Origin of the sequence: Paenarthrobacter aurescens (assembly GCF_025421775.1) — a bacterium.
In the GTDB taxonomy this organism is placed as follows: domain Bacteria; phylum Actinomycetota; class Actinomycetes; order Actinomycetales; family Micrococcaceae; genus Arthrobacter; species Arthrobacter aurescens_B.
The window spans coordinates 274,998-299,561 of the sequence record NZ_JAOEFX010000002.1; the positions used below are offsets into that span (position 1 = coordinate 274,998).

Below are 24,564 nucleotides of genomic sequence, written 5' to 3' on the forward strand. Positions count from 1 at the left end.
GGGAGGTTCCTTACTTTCCGACGAAGATGCCGTTGCTGCGGCGTGCGGCGAGGTAGAAGACGATGCTGAGGATGGACAGGACGGCCACGTAGACCGGGAAGACCCAGCTGATGTTCAGGGATTGGAACCAGACCAGCAGGTAAGAGGCGGTGCCGCCGAAGAGGGCCACGCCGATGCCGTAGCCCAGGGCTACGCCGGTGCCGCGGATGTTCTTGGGCATCAGGGAGGAACTGACCACGTTGTAGAGGGTCATGTTCAGGACCAGGACAATGGAGCCGCCCAACAGGACGGCTGCGAATCCGCCAATGCCTGGCTGGACGTACATCAGCATGAGGAACACTGACGGGATGGCCAGGATACGGGTGACGAGGAACCACTTGGACATCGCCTTGCCGTCCGCCAGCTTGCCGATGATCCAGCTGCCCACCACCAGGATGACGCCAAGGATGGTGGTCAGGGCGAAGACGGCAGTGGGGTCTTCCTTGAAACCGCTGCGTGCTGCGCTGGGGAGTCCAACGTTCCAGGCGTAGTTGTAGGCCTGTGCCGCGCCCACCACGAAGATGATGGCAAGGACGGACAGCCAATGCTTGCGTACTCCGGACCACACAGCCCGGGGAGTGTTGGTGGCCATTTCCTCGGCCTTGAGGGTTTCCGGCAGTGAGCGGCGGAGGTAGAGCACCACGAAGCCAAACAGGGCACCAATGATGAACGGTACGCGCCAGCCCCACTCGGCCATGACGGCACCGCCAAGGACCAGGCTGCAGAGGAAACTGATGAGCGAAGCCAGCAGGATGCCGATGTTCACGTAGAAGGACATGATGCCGGCTACATAGCCTTCGCGGCCTACCGGGGCGAGTTCCACTGCGTGGGATGTGGAGAGCGGAGCTTCGATGCCCGTTGAGATTCCCTGCAGCACACGGCACACCAGGAGGATGATGCCGGCCGCGGGGCCGATGGTGGCATAACTCGGGGTGATGGCAATGATGAGGGTGGTTCCTGCCATCAGCATGATGGAGAGCAGCATGACCCGGCGGCGGCCGATACGGTCGGCCAGGGTTCCAAGGAGGATGCCGCCCAAGGGACGGAACGCGAACCCGACGGCGAATACCGCCAGTGCGTTCAGCGTTGCGGAGAGGGGATCGGTGTTGGGGAAGAAATTGGGGCCGATGAAGGCGGACAGGAGGCCGAAAACCATCCAGTCGTACCATTCCAGGGCGTTGCCCAGGCCCAGGCCGAGCAGGCCTTTGCGGACTTCAGGCGTGAATTTGGCGTTCTTGCCGGGGGATGAGTGGGTGGTGCCTGGTGACGGGACTACGTTGTCCGCCGTTTGTGTGTCGAGCATGGAAGTGTCCTTACGCTGACGCCCCGGAGGGCGTGGGAGGGTATGACGCAGCGACGCCCGTTGAAGGAGGCGTTTGATGCGAAAGTGGCAAGGAGTGTCTGCGGCCACGGTTTCGTGTCCGGACAGTTAAGGGAAAACGCTGGCGCCGTGAGCGGGCGGCAGGGTTACCACGCGTGTGGTGCGTTGACCCAGATGGCTACGCATACCTCTTCGTAGCTGTTCTTGTACCAGTGGGGGATCTCTGAGGAGTAGGTGATGGAGTCGCCCTCTTCAAGGCTGTAGCAGACGCCGTCCAAGAAGACGTCCTTACGGCCGGAGATGATGTAGCAGAACTCTTCACCGCTGTGGGTAAAAGGGGTGTCGCTGGTGTCGTGCCCTGGGGGCGTGCTGATCCACTGTGCTTCGATGCTTCCATCGCGGTTGGGGGTCAGCAGTTCGTGTACTGCCTCGCCCACGGACTCGCGGGTGACGTTCTTCAGATTGCGTCGATCGGACCTGCGGACCACGGGGGATTTTGATTCATCCTGGCCAATGAAGAATCTCCCTACGGGGATGTCCAGGCCGTGGGCCAACTGGGCCAACGTGGTGAAGGATGGGTTGGCCACGCCGCGTTCGATCTGACTGACGATCGCCTGGCTGAGGCCTGTGATGTCCGAGAGTTGGGCCAGGGTCATGCCCTTTGCCTTGCGCATGGTGCGCACCTTGTTGCCAACAGTCGCCAGCAGTTCGCTGGTGGCTGGTGGTGCAGGAGTCTCGGTAGTCATTGCCGCATCCTTCGTTGGTGAGCTAACTCACACAACTATAGTGAAGATCTTTAGCGAGTCAATGGTTTTCTTCATTAAGGTGAAGAAATTTAGAGAATCGGTGTTTCCAGTTCCGTAATGGTGCCGAACACAAACTGCTCGATCTCCACTACCTGGGGCCCCAGCTCACCGAGATGGTCCGCGTTGGGCAGGAGCCTGATGCTGATCTCCAACTCCGTGGCCAGGCGGTTCATGCAGATGGCGCCCACCATCTGGCTGGACGTCTTCAGGCTCAACACCGCGTCCATGGCATCGTCCATGTCCAGGTTTTCCAAGGCCCTATGAAGCCGGGAAACCCGCCATGGCAGCAGGGCCACATAGTTCCTGATGAAGGCGCCGATGATGGCGTGGTCGCCGCCAAGCTCCGCTTGGAGTTCGGTGAGGACGGTGCGATCCACCAAGGAATCTGTGCACTCGTCATACTCAGACACCAGACTCCTCCCGCCTCCAAACAATAGATTCACGATTCAACAGTAGGACCCGTGGAACTGCCGAAGTGCCACAAAACGAAAGCTTGATCCAATCTTGAGCGGACTCAGAGGGAGTCTTGATTAGCGGCTCCCAAAGTGGTGGGAGGCAGATGAAAGTGCACCGATCCGGGGATCCCAGGACGTGAGCCAAGGAGAAGGAACCAGCATGAACAGTGGTGCTCGTCCGTCACCGGGCCTGATGGTCACTATCGTCTTTTGCATGACCGTTCTCCTGGGCATTGGCGGGACAGCAGCCTTCGCGCTCTGGGAACAAAGCTCCCACAGTGCGGAGCAGGATAAGGCCGACGCCTCCGTCCCCTCTGCCCCCGCCGCACCATAGCCGGAGGTTCAGGCCTCAAGAAATTCCGTGAGCCGGTCCTCGAGCACTGAGCGGTCCTTCAGTTCGCACTCCCACACCGTCAAAACGTCCCAGCCGGCAACGGCCAATTGCTCCCGCTGCAGTGAGTCGCGTTCGCGGGTCCGGGTCCTTTTGGCTTCCCAGAACTCAGCGTTTGCCGCTGGAGCATGCTGCCCCACCCTGCAGTCGTGGACATGCCAGAAGCAGCCGTTGACGAAAATGACCTTGCGCCGGCCCGCAAACACCAGATCCGGGCGGCCCGGTAGCTTCGCCGCTCCGACCTGTCCGTGGAGCCGGTATCGGTAGCCTTTCGAGTGCAGGAGTTTGCGGACCAACAACTCAGGTTTGGTGTCTTTGCCGCGGATTTTGGACATGTTGCGGCTGCGCTGCTCCTGCGTCAGAAGGTCCCGGCTCCGGCCCATGGATCCAGCCTACCCAAGTGGAGTTTTTGTACACCTCTTGCCCTTAAGACGGGGTTTTAGTGGCATTAGCTGTACAAAAACTCCAGGGTTACTGTCCGGGGTGCCTGGAAGGACAACAGACGGATCCATTCCGGGTTTGAGTCGCGCAGCCGGACACCTTTGAGGGCTGCCGCTGTTTCATGAACGACGACGGCGGCCTCCAGTTCCGCGAGTTTGGCACCAAGGCACCGGTGGATCCCGGAGCCGAAGGCGAGGCCGTAGGGCGTGGGGCCCGGACGATCGTTGCCGGAAGTTTCAGCCCCGGCAGTATCGGCCCACGGGAACCCGTGGTTGCCGGTCAACTCCAGCAGGACCTCCCCACCTGCCGGGACGAGGTGACCATCCAACACGGTGTCCTGGCTGGCCACCCGCCGCCAAGTTGGAACGGAGGACTCCGTCGCAAGGATGTGCCGGACCAGGTCGCGGGCTTTAGGGGCAGAAGCAGCCTCGGTCCACGAGATGCCACGGGAGCCTTCGGCCAGCCGGAAGAGCGTGGTGCTGATGAGCTGCGTGGTGGTCTCTTGCCCTGCGATCAGAAGGAAATAGCCCAGAGAGCAGATCTGCGGAGTGCTCAGCCCGTGACGGGCCAGCGCATTGAAAAGGTTGGTCTCCGGCGCCGCAACGGATTCCAGTACCATTTCCCTGAGCCAGCGATAGAAATCTGCGGCGCTCCTGGCCAGCTCAAGTTGCCGCCCAGCGTCGGGCCAACCCCAAAACAGTTCCAACGAGTCCAGGCTCCACGCCTTCAAAGCGGGCAGGTCGCGGACGGGCAATCCCAGCATCTCCAGCATCACGATAGCCGGAGGATCGGCGGCCACCGCGCCAACGAGGTCCACGCTTCCCTCAGCAGCCAGAAGCCGCCCAGCGGCAGTGGCCGACTCCCGCGCCAACCCGCGAATCCGGGGTTCCATCGCCGCAACCTTGGCTGGCGTGAAGAAGCCCGCCACCACCTTGCGGATGCCCGCGTGCGTCTCAGTGTCATTGCTGGCCAGGACCGGGGGCAAGGCAAACCTGGCCTTTTGCAGGATGCGCAGGGCTTGCCCGGTTAACGGCGTCACTGCCAGCAGCGCGTTGGCCGGACTGAACTCCATTGGCCGGTGCAGCACGTCACGGACAGTGTCAGGATTCCGGACCACCAGATACGGGCAGGTTCCGGACCCGGGAAGTCCAACGTCACTGGCAATGGCTGCGCTCATGCCGGCAGCCCCTCAAGCCATGAGTATGCTTGGGCGCGAAAATCGGCAGGACCAAGTCCGGAGGCCCCGGCAGGAACCGCACCCAGGAATCGCACGGCCCACGACGATATGGCCGCACGATTGCTCAGCTCGACTGCACCCGCGGTGGCTGGCCAGCTTCCCAGGACCACACCGACCACTGGCAGGTTCCTGCGGTCCAATGCCTCCAGCGTCAGTGCAGTGTGGTTCAACGTGCCCAAGGCCGGCCGGGCCACCACTGCGAAACCCGCATTGTCGCCCAGGTGAGTGCCCAGATCGGCCAGCGTCCCGCCGTCGTGGTCCAACTCCACCAGCAGCCCGCCAGCACCTTCCACCAGCACGTGATCGTGTTCTTCGGATAGCTCACGGATCCGGACGGCATGGGCGGTGAGCGGCGGCAGAATGACCTCATCCAGCGCTGCTGCAGGGACAGGTGCCATGGGCTCCTCAAGGACGACGCCGGCTTCCGCCGTGGCTGGATTGGCCAACCGCACCACCTCGGCGCAGTCGGAATCGCCCTGTACGCTTCCGCTCTGGCACGGCTTGTAAACAGCCACCGAATGCCCGCGTTGATGAAGCGCCGCGGTGAGGGCCGCCGTCGTGACGGTCTTGCCGACGCCGGTATCGGTACCGGTCACCAGGATGATGGGAGGCAGTTTCATGATGTCTTCTCCAAGATGCTGCGCAACGTTGCGCAAGCTTGTTCGATGTCGGCCGGCGTGAGGTTTGCCCGCGCCGTGAGGCGAAGCCGGGACACCCCATCGGGGACGGACGGTGGACGGAAGCAGCCCACGCGGACGCCGGCGTTGTGCGCTGCCGTGCTGGCTGCGAGGGCCGCTTCCGCTGACGGCATGGGGACGGACTGGACTGCCCCGGCGGAACGGTCGACGCCGGTGCCGAGCCTCTCCAGCGCGGGCTTCAGGTGGGTAGCAAGGGCGGCTGCATTCCGGTGGACGGCCGCGGCACGCCACGGCTCGGCCCTGATGACGCCGATCGCTGCAAGCGCGGCGGCTGCCGCCGGGGGAGTCAACGCGGTGTCGAAGATGAAGCTTCTGGCCCGGTTGACGAGGTGCTCCCTGAGGAGGGGTGAGCCGAGCACGGCGCCCCCTTGGCTGCCCAGGGCCTTGGACAGGGTGGCAGTGACAATGACGTGGGGATGTCCTGAAAGCCTGGTTCCCGCCACCGACCCGTGCCCTAGCCTGGTCCCGGACCCCGCGACGCCCAAACTGTGGGCTTCATCAATCAGCAGCATGGCATCGTGGGCTTCGGCGAGCTCCAGGAGTTCGGGAAGAGGTGCCGCATCACCGCCCACGCTATAGATGGACTCCACAGCGATGAGCGCCCGCGGCTGGGTACGGTTGGCCAGCTTCTCCGCGGCGTCTTCCACGCTGTTGTGCCTGAACTCTTGTACTTCGGAGCGACTCAGCCGGAAACCGTCGATCAGCGACGCATGGCATTGTTCGTCGGCCACTATCAGCGTCCCCGGGCCGCCCAAGGCAGTGGTGACGCCAAGGTTCGCCAGGTAACCGGAGGAGAACACCAACGCGGCATCCATCCCGGTCAGCTCTGCGAGTTGGCGCTCCAACTCCAGGTGCAGCTCCGTTGTGCCCGCCACCAACCGTGATGACGCAGCGCCCGTACCCCACTTCGCGATGGCTTCCCGCGCGGCATCCGCGAGCCTTGGATCGGTGGACAGCCCGAGGTAGTCGTTGCTGGCGAGATCGATCATTCCCCGGCCCGCCCCGCGAACCAACGGCGTCCTCACCAAGCCCCGGCGCTCGCGGACCCGGGCCTGCTCCTTCAGCCACTGGGTTGTTGCCGCGCTCACGCAGCCACCCGCTGATGGGATGTTGTTTCCACGGCCGCCACCATCGCAGCCGCCATCACTCCCACCTCGGCAGTGGAAGTGATGTACGGGGGCATCGCATAGACGAGGTTCCTGAACGGGCGAACCCACACTCCGTGCTCGACGGCGGTGCGCGTTACCGCGGTAACATCCACCGCGTCCGTTAGTTCAATGACCCCCACGGCGCCGAAAGTGCGGACGTCCGCAACGGCGTCGAGCGTCAATGCAGGACCCAAGCCAGCCGCGAGCCCGGCACCTACACGCGCCACGTCCTCCCGCCAGGCCCCCGTGGCGAGGAGGCCCAGGCTCGCATTGGCGGCGGCGCACGCCAGGGGGTTGGCCATGAACGTGGGCCCGTGCAGGAGCGCCCCGGCCTCACCTGCGGAAACCGTGCGGGCAACGTCGCCCGTGCACAGCGTCGCCGCCAGTGTGAGGTAGCCGCCAGTGAGCGCTTTGCCGACGCACAGAATGTCCGGCACGACTCCTGCATGGTCAGCGGCAAAGAGTTCGCCTGTTCGGCCAAAGCCGGTCGCGATCTCGTCCAGGATCAGCAGCAATCCGTGGCGGTCCGCAATGCCGCGCAGTATCCGGACGCACTCGGCCGGGTACATGAACATGCCGCCGGCGCCTTGGAGGATGGGCTCGGCGATGATCCCAGCGAGTTCGTTGGAATGCTCCATGGCAAGGCGCTCCACGGCGACCCGCCATTCCTCGATTCCCTCGGGAGTGGCTGTTGCGGCCGCAGGCGGGCGGGGTGCGAAGACGTTGCCGGCCAGCAACCCCGGGAAGGACGAATGCATGCCATCCACAGGATCGCAGACGCCCATGGCCGCGAACGTGTCCCCGTGGTATCCGCCGCGGATGGTCAGGAAACGTTGCCGGTTGGGTCGGCCGGTTGCCGTCTGGAATTGCACCGCAAGTTTGAGGGCGACCTCCACCGCAATGGAGCCGGAATCTGCCAGGAACACGCGCTCCAGGCGTCTGCCCGGTTCGCCCGGCGCCATGGCCAGCAAGCCTTCGGCGAGTTCCACCGCCGGTTGGTGGGTGAGCCCGCCGAACATCACATGGCTGAAACTGGTGAGTTGGCGTTGGATGGCATCGTCCATGACGGGGTTCCGGTATCCATGGATCACCGCCCACCACGAGGACATCGCATCCAGCACCTCGTGCGTCCGCCCCTGTTCATCGCACAGCCGCAGCGCCACGCCGTCGGCCGCTTCCACTTCCCACAGCGGCAACGTCGGAGAGGCAGGCGCATAGGGGTGCCACAACGTGGCGCGGTCGCGCTCGATCAGGGAGCTCATGATGCCAACCTTCCGTGCCGGGAGCAGTCCGCGGTCCACCCCAGCGGCGTCACTTGGACCTTCATGCGGCGGCGGCACTGCGGGCAAAAGCGCGGAGGCTCCATGGCCAACTGCTGCTGGCAGCTCCGGTGAGGGTCCGACGTCGGGTCCTCACCACCGCAGTGACCGCAGTACCCCTCTGTTAATACGCTGGTCGTTATTATGCTGGTCGTTAATATGCTGGTCACAGCGATTTCTGGAATTCCTTGATGGGCATGTTGAGCTCCACCAAGAGGTTGAGGTCGGCGTTGGCGGGGCGGCCCAGCGTCGTCAGGTAGTTACCCACGATGACAGCGTTGATGCCGCCGAGCAGGCCCTCCCGTGTGCCGAGGTCGCCGAGGGTCAGTTCGCGGCCGCCGGCATATCGGAGGACTGTGCGCGGCATGGCCAGCCGGAATGCGGCGATGGCACGGAGGGCATCCTTGCCGTCCATGATTCCTTGGTTTTCCAAGGGCGTTCCGGGGCGGGGATTGAGGAAGTTCAGCGGGACTTCATGTGGTTCAAGGGCTGCGAGCTGGGTGGCGAGTTCTGCGCGCTGCGCCAACGACTCGCCCATCCCGATCAAGGCACCGCAGCACAGTTCCATGCCGGCAGCCTTGACCATGGCGCAGGTCTCCATCCGTTCCTCGTAGCTGTGCGTGGTGACGACTTCGGGAAAGTAGCTGCGGGCCGTTTCCAGGTTGTGGTTGTACCGGTGGACGCCCCATTCGGCCAACTGGTCCACTTGGCGCTGCGTGAGCATACCCAGCGAGCAGGCGATGTTGATGTCCACTTCTTCGTTGATGCGGTCGATCGCGAACTTGATCTGGTTCATGAGTTTGATGTCCGGCCCACGGACTGCTGCGACGATGCAGAACTCCGTGGCACCCGTGGCGGCTGTTTCCTTGGCGGCTTTGACCAGTTCCGGGATGTCCAGCCAGACGCCGCGGACGGGGGAGTCGAACAGGCCGGACTGGCTGCAAAAGTGGCAGTCTTCTGGGCAGCCGCCGGTTTTGATGGAGATGATGCCTTCCACCTCCACGTCCTCGCCGCAGTGCTTGAGCCGAACCTCGTGGGCGAGTTGAAGGGCCGCGGGGATGGCATCGTCGGGAAGTTCGAGGATCTCCGTGAGCTGGGCCTCGTTCAGGCCCTCGCCGCGTTCGAGGACCTGCTCCCGGGCGGTGTCCAGGATGGCGTAGCCGGTTTCTTGGGCTGCTTGGGCTGCTTGGGTTTCAGGGGCTGCTTGGGTGGTCATGTCGTTGACGGTATCCGCGTTGGGGAAGGGCGATTTTGTGGGGTGCGTACAAACCGTGGTGCCGGATTTTGGTGCAGGCCGCGCGGGGCGCTGATGCAGAAGTTACAGCTGTGAAACATGCACGTGACTGAATTGACGCGATGCGTGACTAGCGTCGTGGACGAAGCACCCTCCCCGGACGAAAGCGACCACGAATGAGTGACGACAAGACGAGTACCGCAACATTGGAGCCGACGACGGCGGCAAGCACCGCCGTCAGAACCGGCACCACGAGTGCTCCAGCAGCCGGCAACGCCGATGCAATGAGCGCAGCGAAGGAGAGCCTGGAGGACTATACGCTCCGGTTCGCGCCGCGCTCGTACCGGAAGTGGAGCGCCGGCGTCGTGGCGACCAGCGCCCTGGGCGGCATCGCGTACCTGGCCGACTTTTCCATCGGCGCGAACATCGGCATCGCCTACGGAACAGTGAATGCGATCTTCGGCATCATTGTGGCCGCAGTGATCATCTTCGCCACAGGCTTCCCGCTGGCCTACTACGCCGCCCGCTACAACATCGACCTCGACCTCATAACCCGTGGCTCGGGTTTCGGGTACTACGGCTCAGTGGTCACCAACATCATCTTCGCCACCTTCACGTTCATCTTCTTCGCCCTTGAAGGCTCCATCATGGCGCAGGGGCTGCAGCTGGGTCTGGGCATCCCGCAGTGGATTGGCTACGCAGTGTCCACCATCATCATCATCATTCCGCTGGTGATCTACGGGATGAAGACGCTCGCCACGTTGCAGGTGTGGACCACTCCGCTGTGGCTGCTGCTCATGGTGGTCCCGGTGGGCTACTTGCTCCTTTCCCACCCGGAGAGCATCGATGCCTTCTTCGCTTTCACCGGTGCTGCCGGCGAAGGAGGCCCCAACCTGGCCTCGGTGATGCTGGCCGCAGGTGTCTGCTTGTCCCTCATGGCGCAGATCGCGGAACAGATCGACTACTTGCGCTTCATGCCGCCAAAAACGGCCGAGAACAAGGGTGCTTGGTGGCGTGCAGTGATTCTCGCAGGGCCGGGCTGGGTCATCTTCGGAGCCATCAAGCAGATCATCGGCCTGTTCATAGCGATCTACCTCATTGCCGAGCTGGACCCCGCAGCTGCTTCCTCCGCGAATGAGCCGGTCCACCAGTTCCTGGGCGTCTACGAAGAGATGATGCCGGCTTGGCTGGCGATGACCCTGGCCGTGGTCTTGGTGGTCATCTCGCAGATCAAGATCAACGTCACCAACGCGTATTCCGGCTCGCTTGCCTGGACCAACTCCTTCACCCGCATCACCAAGACCTACCCGGGCCGCATGGTGTTCGTGGTGGTGAACCTGGTGATCGCGCTGATCCTCATGGAATCGAATATGTTCGAGTTCCTGAACACCATCCTGGGCTTCTACGCCAACTGCGCCATGGCCTGGGTTGTCACCGTGGCCTCTGATATCGCGATCAACAAGTATCTGCTGAAGATCTCGCCCAAGGCTCCCGAGTTCCGTCGGGGCATGCTGTACGCCGTGAATCCGGTGGGCTTCGTTTCCATGCTGGTCTCAGCCGGGGTCTCCATTGCGGTGTTCTTCGGGGCGTTCGGATCCGCCGTCCAGCCGTTCTCGCCCATTTTCGCGGTGGGCTTGGCGCTGATTCTTCCGCCCGTCCTGGCCCTTGCCACGAAGGGCCGCTACTACCTGCGGCGCACCGACGATGGCATTGACCTGCCGATGTTCGACGCCGACGGCAACCCGAGCGACGCGAAGCTCCTCTGCCACGTCACCGGCCTGGAGTTCGAACGCCCGGACATGCTCCGGTCGGGTCAGGACGGGCCCGACGGCGAACCCCAGTACATCTCGTCCCTCGCCCTATCCACGGACAAGACGGGCAGGCTGGTGCTCCCGGCCCAGAAATAGCCCCACCCAACCCAACTGAGTCGCAGTCAGGCGTGTTTCGAGCCGTCAAAACGCGCCTCACCGCTACCTACTTGGGTCCACGCAAAACGCCCCGGCTTCCCAAGAAGGGAGCCGGGGCGTTCTGCTGTGTGTTTATTCTGTGTTGCTATGCGGCTTACTTGTCGAAGGCGTCCTTTGCGGCGTCCTTGACGTTCTCGCCTGCCTGCTTGGTCTTGGCTGCCGCCTGATCAGCGACACCCTCAGCCTGCAGTTTCTCGTTGTTGGTGGCGTCTCCCAAGGCTTCCTTCGCCTTGCCGGAAACTTCCTGTGCCTTGTTGCTGATCTTGTCTCCGAGTCCCATAGGCCCTCCTTCGATGTAATCCAACGCTGACAATTGCTAGGCTAACGAGCAATTCTGGGTACTTCCTGAACGAGTTCCACGAACAGTCAGGATGCTTACACTGAGAGCATGGCTGAGGAGATCCGGAACGAACAAACGGAGCAAACAGACCTTGACGAGGACATTGCGATGGCCTTGGTCAACAATGTGGTCTCCGGGTCCTACGACCTCGATGACCAGTCCTCGGACCCCCGCACCAAATACCCGTCGGAAGAGTTCGAACCACAAACCCAGGATTACCCGGGCTGGACCGAGGCCATGAACCCGCGCCCCGATCACGGCGAGCAAAGCTATGTGGGGCACAACCGTATGCTGGGCCGCCGAACCCTGATCACCGGCGGTGACAGTGGGATCGGTAAAGCCGTGGCAATTGCTTTTGCCCGTGAAGGTGCGGACGTCGCTTTCACCTATTTGCCTGAAGAAGAGCAGGACGCCGAGCACACGGTCCAGCTGATCGAAGACGCCGGCAGCAGGGCGCTGGCGCTGCCCGGTGACTTGCGCGACGAAGAGTTCTGCCAGGAAGTCATTGCCCAAACGGTCGAAGAATTCGGTGGACTCAACGTCCTGGTCAACAACGCCGGATTCCAAATGACCACGAGCCGGGGAATCGAAGACCTCAGTACCGAACAGTTCGATCAAACCTTCAAAACCAATGTCTACGCACTGTTCTGGCTCACCAAGGCAGCATTGCCGCATTTGAAGCCCGGCGCCGCGATCATCAACACCTCATCCGTCCAGGGTTACCATCCAAGCCCATCACTGATCGACTATGCAGCCACGAAAGCAGCCATCAACAGCATGACCTTCTCCCTGGCGGAGTCACTTGGGCCTCAGGGGATCCGGGTCAACGCTGTGGCGCCGGGTCCTGTGTGGACGCCACTGCAGCCGCCCACCCAGCCCGCGGACAAGATCCAAAAGTTTGGCCAGGACACCCCGCTGGGCCGCGCGGGGCAACCTGCCGAACTTGCCGGTAGCTACGTCCTGCTGGCCACGGAGGAATCAAGCTACATTTCCGGATCTGTCATTGGCGTCACCGGAGGTAAACACCTGGCCTAGCTGCTTGGTCCGGGCGCAATCATGGCTTGAGGACCACCTTGATGCAACCATCCTGCTTCTTCTGGAACTTCTCGTAGAGTTCGGGTGCCTCATCAAGGGAGCCGGTGTGGGTGACCAAGTGCATGACTCCCAGCGGATCGGCGTCGTCCTCTACCAAGGGGAGCAGTGTGTCAGTCCAGCTGCGCACATTGCATTGGCCCATGCGGAGCTGGATCTGCTTATCGAACATGGTCATCAGGGGCATGGGGTCGGCCTGGCCGCCATAGACGCCACTCAGTGAAATCGTGCCTCCGCGGCGCACCATATCCACGGCAGTATGGAGCGCAGCAAGCCGATCCACGCTCATGGTTTCCATGGCAACCTGGGCCGGCTTGTCCGGAAGCAGGGAGACGGCCCGGTGAAGGAACGACGCCACGGGGGAGCCGTGCGCTTCCATGCCCACCGCGTCCACCACTCCGTCCGGACCACGGCCCAGCGTCTCCTCCCGGATCTTCCCCGCAACGTCCGAACTGTAATCCATGGTCTCTATGCCATGCGCCTCAGCCATCGCACGCCGCTCCGGGACCGGGTCCACGCCAATCACCCGGAAACCCTTGTGGACACCAATTCTGGCGGCAAATTGACCCACAGGGCCCAGGCCCAGCACGGCAAGCGTGCCGCCCTCCGGAACGTTGGCGTACTCAACTCCCTGCCAGGCAGTGGGGAGAATGTCCGAGAGGAAGAGATAGCGCTCGTCCGGGGCGTCCGAGTCGACTTTCACGGGGCCGTAATCGGCAAACGGGACGCGCAGGAATTGCGCCTGGCCACCTGGGACGGAGCCATAAAGTTCTGAGTAGCCAAAGAGCGCCGCACCTGACCCTTTTGCCGTGACCTGGGTGGTTTCGCATTGCGACTGGAGGCCCTGGTTGCACATGAAGCAATGTCCGCAGGAGATGTTGAAGGGGACAACCACGCGGTCGCCCTTCCTGAGCCGGTGAACCCCGGAGCCGACTTCTTCCACGATTCCCATCGGCTCATGGCCAATTACGTCGCCCTTATGCATGTAAGGGCCCAGCACTTCGTACAAATGAAGGTCCGAGCCGCAAATGGCCGTGGAGGTAATTCGGACAATTGCGTCCGTGGGTTCCTGGACGGCGGGATCGGGTACGTCTTCGACACTGAGTGAGCGCCGGCCTTGCCATGTCACTGCTTTCACGATTGGTACTCCCTGCGTTTCGGCTGGGTGGGTCCCTCGCTGCTGGAGACCCTCCCAGCGAAGCAGAGATGGCATCGGCGCACAAGGCCACCGAGCCTCGACACCTCCATGGGGCGGGCCTGGATTGAGGCTATGAGCGAAGAGCCGAGCGAAACCGAAGTGACGGCATCCGAAGCGTCGGAGTCCGAGGTGCCTGCCGCCGTCGAGCATGAGAACGGTGCCGCGGGTACAGGCGACTTCACTACCGAACTGGACCCCACCTTTGTTCCCGACGAGAGTGGGGAAACGCCGGAAGAGAAGCGCGCCAGGGAGCACCCTGAGGCGATGGGCAGCTAAAAATCCATAAGGAATCTGACCATCGGTGTTAACATGGTGGGCAAGGGAGAGTTTCGGGCAGAGATGACCGAGGAGTGTCCGCATTGCCGTCCATGAAAAATCCTCTGGTTCCCGGTGACGCAACCCGTCCCCATGCCGAACCCCTTCTGTGCCGCCGCTGCCGGTCCGCGGATCGCCTGCACCTGGAAACCATTGAATCCATTGAGCCGCATGCCGGCGAATTGATGGTGTGGGTGTCCTATACCTGCCAGGCTTGCGAAGCCTCCTATGCCCACAATGCAGCGTTCCATGACGTTGCCGCGATCCTCAATCGCAACGGAAGCATGTCCGGATTGCTCCAGTTCGGTGGGATGTATTTTCACTGCGGCGAACCCATGACGTTCGCGAAGTCGTCCGCCCGGAGCGTGTATGCCCCTTTGACCACCGAAGACGTGGATGATGGCCTGTTGGACGTGTATCTGAAGACGCGCGTCATTCAGTGCCGGTGCGGCTTCCGGATGGAGCTGCCGGCCTAGGGGCCCTCTGTTTTGAGATGCCCCGATTGGGGTACACCTCGAGTACCAAGCACAGCGTGGGCCACGAGCGGCGCCCATAAAAGCCGTTCACAGGGAGGTAATCCACATGGATACAGGACAACTGGTACTGATCATCGTGCTGGCCGTCGTCGTCATCGCCGCTGTGATTGTCGCGGTCGTCATCGGACGCCGGAAGAAGGCTGAGATCAACCGTCACCGGGCCGAGGAACTCAGGGAGAAGGCGGCCGAAGAAGCCATCGGGGCGCATCAAGCGAAGGCCGAGTCAGCACAGGCAGAAGCGGCCGCGCTCCAAGCGGAAGTCGAGGCGAACCGGCTCCGCAAAGATGCGGAACGCCACGCGGAGAAGGCTTCAGAAGCCCACGGGCGCGTCGAGGAAAACCTCCGTCGTGCGGACAAGCTGGACCCCAATACCAGTACAGACCGCTCTCCTGACGCTGACCGCACTCGTGACGCTGACCGCGCGACTGACGCTGACCGCGCGACTGACGCTGACCGCACTCATGACGCTGGCCGCTCCAGGGCCGACGACGGCGCACGCCTGACGCGTGACCGCGGCGGACGTGATGGTTCGCCTCGTGGGGGCTCAACGCGTGACGGCGACGGGAATTCATAGTGTCAGTGGAGGATCGGAGGCAGGAAGTGAGCATCGTGGTGAGGCGAACAGGTCAGGCGGTGCGCTCGGCTGAGCCTAAGGCCAGCCGGCATGCAGTGGACGTCGTGCTGGGGCATTTGGGGGAGATCGGGCCAGCTGTCGCTGCCCTGCGCCGGGAATCCTCCAGGCTTGCCGAATGGGGCGAAGAGCTGGCGCGAGTCCGGCGTCGCGGAGGCAGTGTCTTCGCGGCCGGCAGCGACGGATCAGCGCATGAAGCGCAAAGGTTCGCGTCCGAGCTGGCCGCCCACGACCCCGGCGATGGCAGCACATTCAAGGCAATTTCGATCTCCAAGAGCGCCGGTACGGAGGCTGACGGAAAGGGCAGCATCAGCGCCCAAATCTCGGACCAGGTACGCAACGGCGACATCGTGGTCCTGCTCGCTGCGAAGGGCATCACCGATGATCTCCGCGACGCGGCCGCCGCGGCGAAATCCAAGGGTGCGCGGGTGTGGGCCCTCACGGGTAAGGACTCCAAAGACTTGGCACAGTCGGTGAATGAGGCCATTTGCATCGATACGGATCCTCCGCACGCCGAGGAGGCGCACCTTGTGGCGGTGCTGGCCTTGTGTGAGTGCTTCGACGACGCAATGAGGCACATCGGGCAGAAGTAGTACGCGGCCGGCCGCATCGGATGTGATCTGCGCCTCCATCGGAATAGTTGCAGACGCCTTGCAGTTGCCCAGAGTGAACCTGATTCATTCTGAAAGGATCCGCGCATGCTGTTTTCCCCCCTGGCCCTCGGCGAGCTTGAACTGTCCAACCGACTGGTGATGGCGCCCCTGACGCGCCTTCGCGCAGGCGACCAAGGCATCCCTGGTTCATTGATCGCAGAGCATTACCGCCAGCGGGCCTCCCTCGGCTTGATCGTCAGCGAGGGAACCTACCCCACCCCCGCGGGCCAGTCCTACCCGGGCCAGCCGGGGCTCGTGACTGAAGAGCAGATCGCCGGCTGGAAGCAGGTCACTGACGCCGTGCACGCCGAGGGCGGCCGCATGTTTGCCCAGATCATGCACGGTGGGCGCGTTTCACACGCCGACATCACCGGCGGAGTCGAGATTGTTGGCCCGAGCGCCGTCGCCATCGAAGGCGAGGTCCGCACGCCTCACGGCAAGCAGGCCTACCCGGTGCCGCGCGAACTCCGCACCGACGAACTGCCGGGTGTCATCCAGGAAATCGTCACCGCGTCCAAGAACGCCATCGAGGCTGGATTCGACGGCGTTGAACTCCACTCCGCCAACGGTTACCTGCTGCACGAATTCCTTGCACCGAACTCGAACGTTCGCACGGACAGCTACGGCGGCTCCCCGGAAAACCGGGCCCGCTTCGTGATCGAGACCGTCAACGCAGTGGTCGAGGCCCTCGGTGCCAACCGCGTAGGCATCCGCATTTCTCCGGAGCACAATGTGCAGGGAATCGCGGAAACCGATGCCGCTGACGTCCGGGCGACCTACGAGGTGCTGGTGGATACCATTGCCCCGCTCAACCTGGCGTACTTGAGCGTCCTCCACCACGAGCCCAAGAGCTCCCTGGTTCAGGACCTGCGTGAGCGTTTCAACGGAACCTTCCTGGTGAACACCGGCTTCAGCGAGATCACCACCCGCGATGAAGCGTTCGCCATTATCGAAGACGGCTTGGCTGACGCCGTGGTGGTCGGTCGTCCTGCCATCGCCAACCCGGACCTTGCCCGCCGCTGGCGCGAAAGCCTGCCGCTCAACGAACCGAACGCAGCCACGTTCTACGCCGACGGCGCCGAGGGTTACACGGACTACCCCTTCTACGCGAACTAAGGGCCTGGCGCACTAAAGAGCGCAAAGCACCCCGGCAAGACCACGACGTCGGCACTCACCAGAGTGCCGACGTCGTGCTGTCTCCAGGTGAGGTGGTGCTGTCTCCATGTGAGTGGGTAAGGGCGGAATGTGACAACGCGCTTACCCGGCCGCACGCCCACGTTCCTATAGGATTTGTGCCATGCCTGATCCTTCCCCGTCCGCGGCCCGTGCTGGCTTCCCCGTCAGTCGCCAAGTGCTGGCCGACCACGTCTACGAAGCACTGCTTGAGTGGCTCATGGACGGTCGATTGGAGCCGGGCGCGGCCGTGAGCATCGACGGGATGGCCCGGGAGCTGGACGTTTCGCCGACTCCGGTGCGGGAAGCACTTGCTCGCCTGGAGCACACCGGCATGGTCCGGCGCGTCGCGTTGAAGGGGTATCGGGTGGCCCCCGTCTTCACCCGGGAAGACTTCGCCGAGCTCATGGAAGCGCGTTTGTCCATTGAGCCGGTCAACGCGCGGCTGGCTTGTTCCCGGATGACCGACGAAGGCCTGGGCGCGTTGAAGCAAGCCGTGGAAGACCTCAAGACCGCACCCCGCGGCGGCACCTTTGCCGAATACCGCAGCTACCTCGAAGCCGACGAACGGTTCCATCAACTCATCGCCGCGCAGGCGAATAACCAGTTCCTGCTCGCCGCCTATAACACCCTGGGCGGCCAGATCCAGCGCTTCCGCTTGTTCGGGGGAGTGGGCATCACCGACGCTGAGCAGGCTATCGCCGAGCATCAGGCAGTCCTCGACGCCATGATCAAGGGCGACCCGGAGAAAGCCGCGGCAATGATGGTGGACCATGTCGAAAAGGTCCGGGGCCGTGCAATGGCGGACGCTCCGGCGGACTAGCCCGCGACTGAACAGCGAATGAACAGCGACTAATCAGCGACAGATCAAGTGGCTCGCCGGCTACTCTGGCGGGCCTTCTGTGTACGCTCAGTGACCCCCTTCACAGACATATGTAAGACATATAGGATCTAGGAAGTTTCGCGAAAAGGGTTGACAGCTTTGCTTGGTTCGTAAATCCTATAGGAAACAGGATTCCACGAAGGAGTGATCATCATGGCCTACACCGCCGAGAATTGGCCCATCACCGCGGCCCTCCTGCAGTTCCCCGGCACCGACGCTGCGGGTCAGCAGGTCAACGACGCCGATGCTTCCGTTTGGGCTTCTGTCCTCCAGGAAGTGAAGGACGCAGGTTTTGCGAACGCGGACCTCACCGACAGCTGGGTTCGTCCCGGCGACCTCAGCAAGGATCGCCTCACCGAGTTCAAGCAGACCGCCGACGAGGTAGGCATTGGCGTGCCGGTCATCTCCGCAATTCGCCGTAGCGTGATCCACCAGACTGACTGGGCGGACAACCTGGCCTACAGCCACCGCACCATCGACGCCGCAGCGGAGCTCGGCTGCGAAGTGGTGTCGTTCGGGCTCCACCAGGCCATCACCCCGGAGCAGCAGAAGCAACTGTGGTTCTGGACCGTTGAAGGCTACAAGGACCCGGTGGGGGATAAGGAAGCCTGGGGCAACGCCGTCTCCCGTATCCGCGAACTCGGCAAGCACGCAGCAGACGCCGGTGTCCTCCTGTCCTTGGAAATGTACGAGGATACGTACCTCGGTACCGCTGACTCTTCCGTCCAGCTGGTCCAGGACATCGGCTTGGACAACGTGGGCCTCAACCCGGACCTTGGCAACCTGATCCGTCTCCACCGGCCCATTGAGGACTGGCGCGAGATGGTGGCGAAGACCCTGCCGTACTCCAACTACTGGCACATGAAGAACTACATCCGCGACGAAGACGTTGCCCGTGACAGCTACATCACCATGCCGGCCCCGATGGAAAGCGGACTCATCAACTACCGCGAGGCCTTCAAGCTGGCACTTTCCGTGGGCTTCCAGGGCATCCTCTGCACCGAGCACTACGGCGGCGACGGCTTGAGCGTCACGGCCAGCAACCAGGATTACCTCCGCAGGCACGTCCTCCCGAAGACCGACGGCTACGCGCTCGGCACGAGCCAGGTTGCCCAAGGACGCCAGGAACCGGCCACCCAGCTCGCAGGAGTCTAGGAAAATGACACAGATCTTCGACAACCCGGCAGACTTTGCCGATGAAGCGCTGGACGGTTTCGTGGCCGCGAACCGCGGCTATGTGGCCCGAGTGGATGGCGGTGTGGTTCGCTCGACCGAAGTCCCGGCCGGCCAGGTGGCCCTGGTGGTTGGCGGCGGCTCGGGACACTACCCGGCCTTCGCCGGGCTGGTGGGTCCTGGCCTCGCGACGGGCTCGGCCTGCGGGAACATGTTCGCCTCCCCGGCGGCTGGCCAGGTCTACCGGGTCGCCAAAGCGGCCAACGCCGGTGGCGGGGTCCTGCTCAGCTACGGCAACTACGCCGGCGACGTCCTCCACTTCGGCCAGGCACAGCTCCGGCTCAACGCCGAGGGCATCGAGACCCGCACAGTCACCGTCACTGACGACATCGCCAGCGCCCCCATCGATCAGCTCGGGAAGCGCCGCGGAATCGCGGGCGACCTCACCGTGTTCAAGATTGCCGGCGCCGCTGCCGAAGCGGGACTGGACCTTGACGCCGTCGAGCGCTTGGCCATCAAGACCAACTACCGGACGCGTTCGCTGGGTGTGGCCTTTGACGGGTGCACACTGCCTGGCGCCGCCGACCCGCTCTTCCACGTGCCTGCCGGACAGATGTCGCTTGGCCTGGGCATCCATGGCGAGCCCGGCATCTCCGAGCACCCCATGCCCACAGCGTCCGAGCTGGCCGAACTCCTGGTCTCCAGGCTCCTCGACGACAAGCCGGAGGACGCCGGAGACCGGGTGGTGGCCATCGTCAACGGCCTGGGCACGGTGAAGTACGACGAACTCTTCCTGTTGTTCGGCAAGGTGGAGAAGCTGCTCACCGCTGCCGGACTCACCGTTGTTGAACCCGAGTGCGGTGAGCTGGTGACCAGCCTGGACATGTCCGGACTGTCCCTGACCCTGCTGTGGCTGGACGAGGAACTGGAACAGTACTGGGCTGCACCCGCCGACACTCCGGCGTTCCGCAAGGGCAGCATGGCGCCCCGGGCACCTCGCGCTGAGGCAGCTATCGACGACGCCGAAACCGCCGACGTTGAACAGCCCACCCCTGCTGCCGCTGACCTCGGGCGTTTGGCCGTGGAAATTCTCGCCCAGGTGCGGGACGTGGTTGTGAAGCATGAAGAGGAACTCGGCAAGCTGGACGCGATCGCCGGCGACGGCGACCACGGAATCGGCATGCGCCGCGGTGTCGATGCTGCAGCCACGGCTGGGGAAGCTGTGAGCGGTGGATCGGTGGCGAGGGTCCTGGCCACTGCCGGTGAGGCCTGGAGTGAACGCGCCGGCGGAACCTCGGGAGCTCTCTGGGGCTCGGCAGTCATCGCCGCCGGGCAGTCACTTGGCAACCGCGAGGCGTACGCATCCGGGGACGCGGCAGCGGCGGTCACCGCCTTCGTCCGGGCCATCACCGAGCTCGGCAAAGCCGATCCCGGGGACAAGACCATGGTGGACGCGCTGTTGCCGTTCCGTGACGCCTTCCTGGCAGAGCTCGACGGCGGCGCTCCCGTTGACCGGGCCCTGGCAGTAGCCGCTGCGGCCGCTGAGTCCGCTGCCGCAAGGACCGCGGACCTGCGTCCGCTCAAGGGCAGGGCACGCCCGTTGGCCGAGAAGAGCCTTGGCCATCCCGATCCCGGGGCGGTCTCCTTTGGCCTGATCACCGCAAGGATTTCGCACTTTATCGATTCACAACTGGCCACGGTTGCCGCAGCGGGAGAGCTGTCGGCAACGGCCGGAAACGGAGCCCAAGCATGAGCAACACCCAAGGCTGGCGCATCGTCGTTGGCAATGACGAAGCCGGAGTCGAATACAAGCAGGCCCTACTCGCCCTGCTGGAATCGGACCCGCGTGTGGCTTCGGTGACCGATGTGGGCGTTGGTTTCAACGACTCCACCGCCTACCCGCACGTTGCCGTTGACGCCGCCCGCAAGGTGGCCGAGGGCGAAGCGGACAGGGCACTCCTGATCTGCGGCACGGGGCTCGGGGTGGCCATTGCAGCCAACAAAGTACCGGGAATCCGTGCGGTCACGGCCCACGACAGCTACTCAGTGGAGCGGTCCGTCCTCAGTAACAACGCCCAGGTCCTCACCCTCGGCCAGCGGGTGATTGGCTTGGAACTGGCCAAGAAGCTCGTAGGCGAGTGGCTCGACCACCGCTTCGACCAAAACTCCTCCTCCGCCGCCAAGGTGGACGCCATCTGCTCGTACGAGCCCGACTACACGAAGGCAGTCTGATCATGACCACTCCTGAAGCAACTGAAGCGACTGCAAGCAACGCAGCCCGGAAGATCGCCGTCGTAGGCTCCGGCTACATGGGTGGCGGCATCGCCCAGGTGCTGGCGCTCGGCGGGGCGCGTGTAGCGCTTGCCGATGTGTCCGCCGAAATCGCCCAGAAGAACTACGACCGCCTGTTGGTTGAGTCGGATCAGTTCATCGCCGATGGACTTTTTCCCGCAGGCTCCACCGAGATCCTCAAGCAGAACCTGTGGGCAGCCAAGGACATTGAGGAAGCTGTGGCGGACGCCGACTTCATCGAAGAAGCCGTCCCCGAGGTCCTGGAGATCAAGCACCAGACACTTGCCCGGATCAGCGCCGCCGCCCGCCCGGACGCGCTGATTGGTTCCAACACCTCCACCATCTCCATCGGTGCGCTCGCTGAGGCCGTCACCAACCCGGAGCGTTTCCTGGGAGTGCACTTCTCCAACCCGTCGCCGTTCATTCCGGGCGTCGAGGTCATTCCGCACGCCGGCACGGCGGCTGCTACTGTCGCTGCGTCCCGTGAGCTGGTCCATGCTGCCGGCAAGCAGACCGCCGTCGTCAAGGACGTCACGGGTTTCGTGCTGAACCGCCTGCAGTACGCGCTGTTCCACGAAGCAGCGCAGCTGGTTGAGCAGGGCATCGCAACAGCGGACGACGTCGACACCCTGGTCCGTACGACCTTCGGCTTCCGCTTGCCGTTCTTTGGTCCGTTCGCCATCGCGGATATGGCCGGTTTGGATGTCTACAACTTCTGCTACAAGTCGCTGCAAACAGGATTCCCGGAACGCTTCGCGACGCCGAAGATCCTGTCGGACCTGGTGGAAGCAGGCAAGCTCGGTACCAAGACCGGCGCCGGCTTCCTCAACGTCCCGGCCGAACGCACTCCGGAACTCATCGCCTACCGCAACAAGGCCTACGTCGCCATGCAGAAGCTCATTGAAGAGCTCGGCCCGGCCCCCATCAACTAACCCTTCCTTCAGGAGAAACACATGACATTCCCCGCTGAACGCACCGCAATCGTCACCGGCGCCGTTTCTGAACGTGGCATCGGTCGCGCAACCGTCAACTACCTGGCCGCCCAAGGCTGGAACATCGGCATCATCGATCTGGACGACGCCGCCTGCAAGATCGCAGCCAAGGAAATCGCCGCAGAATATGGCGTGCAGGCCCACGGCGTTGGCGCCAACGTGGCCAGTGAAGCCGAAGTCCGCGCAGCCATTGACGAACTGGAAGCAGAACTGCCGCAGATCGTCGCCCTGGCCAATGTTGCCGGAGTCAGCTCGCCTGTTGGCTACCTGGAACTGGAACCCGCCGAGTGGGACCGGGTGCTGAACATCAACCTGAACGGTGTCCATTACGCCACCCGCCGCGTGGCCGAGTCCATGGTCAAGAACCGCATCGGCCGCATCGTGAACATCTCCTCCGTCTCTGCCCAGCGCGGTGGCGGCACGTTCTCGAAGACCCCGTACTCCGTGGCCAAGGCCGGCGTCATCGGCCTGACCCGCGCAACCGCCCGTGAGCTGGGTGAGTACGACATCACCGTCAACGCCATCTCTCCCGGCCCTATCGACACCGACATCATGGGCGGCACCTTGAGCCAGGAACGCAAGGACGAGCTCACCAAGGACCTCGTGGTGAACCGTGTGGGCTCAACCCGCGACATCGCCGCCGCCATCGCCTTCCTCATCAGCGAGGACTCCGGATACATCTCCGGCCAGACGCTGAATGTGGATGGCGGACTGTACATGCACTAGGCCGTTGGCAATGAAGACCTGGACACGAGAACGCAAGATCTACCTTGCCGTGGGCGTCCTTGCCTGCGCAGTGGGCATGGTGCTCATCTTCTTCCCGCGCTGATCGCGGCTGCATTAGTTGTTTCCTGTCACTCAAAGAGGAGTTTCAATGTCTGTTGCCACCAATTCCACCAAGGAGTTGCTGGACACGCCGGTCCTCAAATCGGCGATCTCCAAAGCTTCGCGGCGCCTCATGCCGATGCTCGTCATCCTGTACGTGGTGGCCTTCCTGGACCGCACCAACGTTGGCTTCGCAGAAGCAGCGCTGGAAGTGGACAAGGGCATCACAGCGGGCGCCTACGCTCTGGGCGCCGGTATCTTCTTCATCGGTTACGCGCTGTTCGAAATCCCCAGCAACCTGCTGCTCACCAAGTTTGGTGCCAAGGTGTGGCTCGCCCGCATCGCCATTACCTGGGGAATCGTCTCGGCGTGCTTTGCCTTCGTGCAGGGTGAGACGTCCTTCATCATTCTCAGGTTCTTGCTGGGCGTCACTGAGGCCGGCTTGTTCCCGGGCGTCATCATGTTCCTGGCGGCGTGGTTCCCCAACAAGGTCCGCGTGAAGATGTTCGCCATCTTCTACCTGGCCCAGCCTTTCTCCCAGATGATGGGTGCACCGCTGTCCGGCTGGCTCATCAACATCGGTGACCAGGTCCCGGGCGTTGCAGGCTGGCAGGTGATGTTCTTCGTCGAAGGCATGCTGGCCGTCCTGGCCGGTGTTGCCGCCTACTTCTTCCTTATCAACAGCCCACAGGACGCCAAGTTCCTGACCAAGGAAGAGAAAAAGGCGCTGTCCGACGTCATGGCACTTGAAGACACCGTCAAGGAAGAAACGGGTCCCCGAGGCGTCCTGGCCTCCATGCGGAACGGCCGCGTCTGGTACTTCACCGTCATCTACTTCTGCCTGCAGGTAGCGGTCTACGGCGTGACGTTCTACCTGCCCCAGCAGGTGGCGCAGCTGACCGGACAAAAGGTGGGCATCGCCGTCGGCCTTCTGGCGGCTATCCCGTGGTTCTTCGGCATCTTCGCCTGCTACTTCATCGGCAAGGCCGCCAACACGGTGGCGCGGCGTCGCCGTTGGGGCACGGCGCTGTTCATCTCCACCGGCCTGTGCATCTTTGGTTCCGCCTGGGCAGGCGCCAACCAGATGCCCGCCGTGGGCATCATCTTCATCACCTTGGCTGTGTGCAGCTTCCTGTCGACAGGTCCTATCTGCTGGTCATACCCGACGGCGTTCCTCACCGGTACTGCCGCAGCTGCGGGCATCGGGCTGATCAACTCACTCGGAAACCTGGGCGGGTTTGTCGCCCCGATCCTGCGCACCACGGTCAACCAGGTCACGGCATCGGACACCGGGACCATGGGCGTCTACGCCTTGGGTGTCCTGCCATTCGTGGCGGCCCTGCTGATGTTCGGCACGAAGCGCTTCAGCAACAAGGCCGACGAACTGCTGGAGAAGTAGAGCGTG

General features: G+C 63.2%; 27 protein-coding genes. 15 read left to right on the top strand and 12 right to left on the bottom strand.

Annotation, left to right across the window (positions count from 1 at the left end):
• Positions 1-10 precede the first annotated feature (10 nt).
• The 3 genes from N7568_RS04600 to N7568_RS04610 form a co-directional block, all read right to left on the bottom strand.
• Complete coding sequence (locus N7568_RS04600; protein WP_261608720.1) at positions 11-1,342, bottom strand: MFS transporter; 1,332 nt, start codon at positions 1,340-1,342, stop codon at positions 11-13.
• Positions 1,343-1,506: 164 nt separating this feature from the next.
• Positions 1,507-2,106: a helix-turn-helix domain-containing protein gene (locus N7568_RS04605; protein ID WP_261608721.1), complete on the bottom strand. Its 600-nt coding sequence runs from the start codon at positions 2,104-2,106 to the stop codon at positions 1,507-1,509.
• Between the two features lie 89 nt (positions 2,107-2,195).
• Positions 2,196-2,576 carry an Hpt domain-containing protein gene (locus N7568_RS04610; protein WP_261608722.1) on the bottom strand — a complete coding sequence of 127 codons (381 nt, stop codon included), beginning with the start codon at positions 2,574-2,576 and terminating at the stop codon, positions 2,196-2,198.
• A 205-nt stretch (positions 2,577-2,781) separates the two neighbouring features.
• Here N7568_RS04610 and N7568_RS04615 point away from each other — a divergent pair, with 205 nt between their 5' ends.
• Positions 2,782-2,955, top strand: coding sequence for a hypothetical protein (locus N7568_RS04615; RefSeq protein WP_261608723.1), 174 nt, complete (start codon positions 2,782-2,784; stop codon positions 2,953-2,955).
• Between the two features lie 8 nt (positions 2,956-2,963).
• Here the strand turns inward: N7568_RS04615 and N7568_RS04620 are convergent, their stop codons facing one another.
• From N7568_RS04620 to bioB, 7 genes are all read right to left on the bottom strand, one after another.
• Positions 2,964-3,395 (bottom strand): very short patch repair endonuclease, encoded by a 432-nt coding sequence (locus N7568_RS04620; RefSeq protein ID WP_261608724.1) that lies wholly within the window; start codon positions 3,393-3,395, stop codon positions 2,964-2,966.
• Positions 3,396-3,460: 65 nt separating this feature from the next.
• A complete protein-coding gene (locus N7568_RS04625) occupies positions 3,461-4,630 on the bottom strand; it encodes a cytochrome P450 (protein ID WP_261608725.1) in 1,170 nt (389 codons plus the stop codon).
• Positions 4,627-5,310, bottom strand: a complete 684-nt coding sequence (gene bioD / locus N7568_RS04630) for a dethiobiotin synthase (RefSeq protein WP_261608726.1) — start codon at positions 5,308-5,310, stop codon at positions 4,627-4,629. The genes N7568_RS04625 and bioD overlap by 4 nt, the downstream gene beginning before the upstream one ends.
• Positions 5,307-6,476 (bottom strand): 8-amino-7-oxononanoate synthase, encoded by a 1,170-nt coding sequence (locus N7568_RS04635; protein WP_261608727.1) that lies wholly within the window; start codon positions 6,474-6,476, stop codon positions 5,307-5,309. The genes bioD and N7568_RS04635 overlap by 4 nt, the downstream gene beginning before the upstream one ends.
• The gene (locus N7568_RS04640) at positions 6,473-7,798 is read right to left on the bottom strand and encodes an adenosylmethionine--8-amino-7-oxononanoate transaminase (protein ID WP_261608728.1); all 1,326 of its coding nucleotides are present in this window, start codon (positions 7,796-7,798) and stop codon (positions 6,473-6,475) included. Before N7568_RS04640 ends, N7568_RS04635 begins: the two co-directional genes overlap by 4 nt.
• Positions 7,795-8,025 carry a biotin synthase auxiliary protein BsaP gene (bsaP, locus tag N7568_RS28650; protein ID WP_439898958.1) on the bottom strand — a complete coding sequence of 77 codons (231 nt, stop codon included), beginning with the start codon at positions 8,023-8,025 and terminating at the stop codon, positions 7,795-7,797. Before bsaP ends, N7568_RS04640 begins: the two co-directional genes overlap by 4 nt.
• On the bottom strand, positions 8,022-9,071 hold the full coding sequence (gene bioB, locus N7568_RS04645) for a biotin synthase BioB (RefSeq protein ID WP_261608729.1): 1,050 nt from the start codon (positions 9,069-9,071) through the stop codon (positions 8,022-8,024). Before bioB ends, bsaP begins: the two co-directional genes overlap by 4 nt.
• Before the next feature lie 194 nt (positions 9,072-9,265).
• On the opposite strand from bioB, the gene N7568_RS04650 reads away from it, so the two are divergent.
• Positions 9,266-10,996, top strand: coding sequence for a purine-cytosine permease family protein (locus N7568_RS04650; protein ID WP_261608730.1), 1,731 nt, complete (start codon positions 9,266-9,268; stop codon positions 10,994-10,996).
• A gap of 154 nt (positions 10,997-11,150) precedes the next feature.
• Here the strand turns inward: N7568_RS04650 and N7568_RS04655 are convergent, their stop codons facing one another.
• Entirely contained in the window at positions 11,151-11,336 is a 186-nt protein-coding gene (locus N7568_RS04655) for a CsbD family protein (protein WP_089593984.1), read from the bottom strand.
• 108 nt (positions 11,337-11,444) lie between these two features.
• On the opposite strand from N7568_RS04655, the gene N7568_RS04660 reads away from it, so the two are divergent.
• Positions 11,445-12,431, top strand: coding sequence for an SDR family oxidoreductase (locus tag N7568_RS04660; protein WP_306422590.1), 987 nt, complete (start codon positions 11,445-11,447; stop codon positions 12,429-12,431).
• A 19-nt stretch (positions 12,432-12,450) separates the two neighbouring features.
• Here N7568_RS04660 and N7568_RS04665 read toward each other — a convergent pair whose 3' ends face one another.
• Entirely contained in the window at positions 12,451-13,626 is a 1,176-nt protein-coding gene (locus tag N7568_RS04665; protein WP_261608731.1) for a zinc-dependent alcohol dehydrogenase, read from the bottom strand.
• Between the two features lie 132 nt (positions 13,627-13,758).
• On the opposite strand from N7568_RS04665, the gene N7568_RS04670 reads away from it, so the two are divergent.
• The 12 genes from N7568_RS04670 (at position 13,759) to N7568_RS04725 (ending at position 24,558) form a co-directional block, all read left to right on the top strand.
• Positions 13,759-13,962 (top strand): hypothetical protein, encoded by a 204-nt coding sequence (locus tag N7568_RS04670; protein ID WP_261608732.1) that lies wholly within the window; start codon positions 13,759-13,761, stop codon positions 13,960-13,962.
• Between the two features lie 92 nt (positions 13,963-14,054).
• The gene (locus tag N7568_RS04675) at positions 14,055-14,477 is read left to right on the top strand and encodes a hypothetical protein (protein WP_261608733.1); all 423 of its coding nucleotides are present in this window, start codon (positions 14,055-14,057) and stop codon (positions 14,475-14,477) included.
• A gap of 106 nt (positions 14,478-14,583) precedes the next feature.
• Positions 14,584-15,111 carry a hypothetical protein gene (locus tag N7568_RS04680; protein ID WP_261608734.1) on the top strand — a complete coding sequence of 176 codons (528 nt, stop codon included), beginning with the start codon at positions 14,584-14,586 and terminating at the stop codon, positions 15,109-15,111.
• Positions 15,112-15,137: 26 nt separating this feature from the next.
• Positions 15,138-15,761: an SIS domain-containing protein gene (locus N7568_RS04685; RefSeq protein WP_261608735.1), complete on the top strand. Its 624-nt coding sequence runs from the start codon at positions 15,138-15,140 to the stop codon at positions 15,759-15,761.
• Positions 15,762-15,866: 105 nt separating this feature from the next.
• Positions 15,867-16,937, top strand: a complete 1,071-nt coding sequence (locus tag N7568_RS04690; protein ID WP_261608736.1) for an alkene reductase — start codon at positions 15,867-15,869, stop codon at positions 16,935-16,937.
• A 181-nt stretch (positions 16,938-17,118) separates the two neighbouring features.
• Positions 17,119-17,817 (top strand): GntR family transcriptional regulator, encoded by a 699-nt coding sequence (locus N7568_RS04695; RefSeq protein ID WP_261608737.1) that lies wholly within the window; start codon positions 17,119-17,121, stop codon positions 17,815-17,817.
• Between the two features lie 213 nt (positions 17,818-18,030).
• The gene (locus N7568_RS04700) at positions 18,031-19,032 is read left to right on the top strand and encodes a sugar phosphate isomerase/epimerase family protein (RefSeq protein ID WP_261608738.1); all 1,002 of its coding nucleotides are present in this window, start codon (positions 18,031-18,033) and stop codon (positions 19,030-19,032) included.
• A gap of 4 nt (positions 19,033-19,036) precedes the next feature.
• Positions 19,037-20,803 (top strand): dihydroxyacetone kinase family protein, encoded by a 1,767-nt coding sequence (locus N7568_RS04705; RefSeq protein WP_261608739.1) that lies wholly within the window; start codon positions 19,037-19,039, stop codon positions 20,801-20,803.
• On the top strand, positions 20,800-21,282 hold the full coding sequence (locus tag N7568_RS04710; protein WP_261608740.1) for a ribose-5-phosphate isomerase: 483 nt from the start codon (positions 20,800-20,802) through the stop codon (positions 21,280-21,282). The genes N7568_RS04705 and N7568_RS04710 overlap by 4 nt, the downstream gene beginning before the upstream one ends.
• Before the next feature lie 2 nt (positions 21,283-21,284).
• The gene (locus N7568_RS04715) at positions 21,285-22,274 is read left to right on the top strand and encodes a 3-hydroxyacyl-CoA dehydrogenase family protein (protein WP_261608741.1); all 990 of its coding nucleotides are present in this window, start codon (positions 21,285-21,287) and stop codon (positions 22,272-22,274) included.
• 21 nt (positions 22,275-22,295) lie between these two features.
• On the top strand, positions 22,296-23,060 hold the full coding sequence (locus tag N7568_RS04720) for an SDR family NAD(P)-dependent oxidoreductase (RefSeq protein WP_017197721.1): 765 nt from the start codon (positions 22,296-22,298) through the stop codon (positions 23,058-23,060).
• A gap of 148 nt (positions 23,061-23,208) precedes the next feature.
• Complete coding sequence (locus N7568_RS04725) at positions 23,209-24,558, top strand: MFS transporter (protein WP_261608742.1); 1,350 nt, start codon at positions 23,209-23,211, stop codon at positions 24,556-24,558.
• The last annotated feature ends 6 nt before the right edge of the window (positions 24,559-24,564 follow it).

What these genes read in the sequence shown, in the direction of transcription:
- N7568_RS04600 (WP_261608720.1), bottom strand. Translation starts at nt 1,342, where the DNA reads ATGCTCGACACACAAACGGCGGACAACGTAGTCCCGTCACCAGGCACC.
- N7568_RS04605 (WP_261608721.1), bottom strand. Translation starts at nt 2,106, where the DNA reads ATGACTACCGAGACTCCTGCACCACCAGCCACCAGCGAACTGCTGGCG.
- N7568_RS04615 (WP_261608723.1), top strand. Translation starts at nt 2,782, where the DNA reads ATGAACAGTGGTGCTCGTCCGTCACCGGGCCTGATGGTCACTATCGTC.
- N7568_RS04620 (WP_261608724.1), bottom strand. Translation starts at nt 3,395, where the DNA reads ATGGGCCGGAGCCGGGACCTTCTGACGCAGGAGCAGCGCAGCCGCAAC.
- N7568_RS04625 (WP_261608725.1), bottom strand. Translation starts at nt 4,630, where the DNA reads ATGAGCGCAGCCATTGCCAGTGACGTTGGACTTCCCGGGTCCGGAACC.
- bioD (WP_261608726.1), bottom strand. Translation starts at nt 5,310, where the DNA reads ATGAAACTGCCTCCCATCATCCTGGTGACCGGTACCGATACCGGCGTC.
- N7568_RS04640 (WP_261608728.1), bottom strand. Translation starts at nt 7,798, where the DNA reads ATGAGCTCCCTGATCGAGCGCGACCGCGCCACGTTGTGGCACCCCTAT.
- bioB (WP_261608729.1), bottom strand. Translation starts at nt 9,071, where the DNA reads ATGACCACCCAAGCAGCCCCTGAAACCCAAGCAGCCCAAGCAGCCCAA.
- N7568_RS04650 (WP_261608730.1), top strand. Translation starts at nt 9,266, where the DNA reads ATGAGTGACGACAAGACGAGTACCGCAACATTGGAGCCGACGACGGCG.
- N7568_RS04655 (WP_089593984.1), bottom strand. Translation starts at nt 11,336, where the DNA reads ATGGGACTCGGAGACAAGATCAGCAACAAGGCACAGGAAGTTTCCGGC.
- N7568_RS04660 (WP_306422590.1), top strand. Translation starts at nt 11,445, where the DNA reads ATGGCTGAGGAGATCCGGAACGAACAAACGGAGCAAACAGACCTTGAC.
- N7568_RS04670 (WP_261608732.1), top strand. Translation starts at nt 13,759, where the DNA reads ATGAGCGAAGAGCCGAGCGAAACCGAAGTGACGGCATCCGAAGCGTCG.
- N7568_RS04675 (WP_261608733.1), top strand. Translation starts at nt 14,055, where the DNA reads ATGAAAAATCCTCTGGTTCCCGGTGACGCAACCCGTCCCCATGCCGAA.
- N7568_RS04680 (WP_261608734.1), top strand. Translation starts at nt 14,584, where the DNA reads ATGGATACAGGACAACTGGTACTGATCATCGTGCTGGCCGTCGTCGTC.
- N7568_RS04690 (WP_261608736.1), top strand. Translation starts at nt 15,867, where the DNA reads ATGCTGTTTTCCCCCCTGGCCCTCGGCGAGCTTGAACTGTCCAACCGA.
- N7568_RS04695 (WP_261608737.1), top strand. Translation starts at nt 17,119, where the DNA reads ATGCCTGATCCTTCCCCGTCCGCGGCCCGTGCTGGCTTCCCCGTCAGT.
- N7568_RS04700 (WP_261608738.1), top strand. Translation starts at nt 18,031, where the DNA reads ATGGCCTACACCGCCGAGAATTGGCCCATCACCGCGGCCCTCCTGCAG.
- N7568_RS04705 (WP_261608739.1), top strand. Translation starts at nt 19,037, where the DNA reads ATGACACAGATCTTCGACAACCCGGCAGACTTTGCCGATGAAGCGCTG.
- N7568_RS04710 (WP_261608740.1), top strand. Translation starts at nt 20,800, where the DNA reads ATGAGCAACACCCAAGGCTGGCGCATCGTCGTTGGCAATGACGAAGCC.
- N7568_RS04715 (WP_261608741.1), top strand. Translation starts at nt 21,285, where the DNA reads ATGACCACTCCTGAAGCAACTGAAGCGACTGCAAGCAACGCAGCCCGG.
- N7568_RS04720 (WP_017197721.1), top strand. Translation starts at nt 22,296, where the DNA reads ATGACATTCCCCGCTGAACGCACCGCAATCGTCACCGGCGCCGTTTCT.
- N7568_RS04725 (WP_261608742.1), top strand. Translation starts at nt 23,209, where the DNA reads ATGTCTGTTGCCACCAATTCCACCAAGGAGTTGCTGGACACGCCGGTC.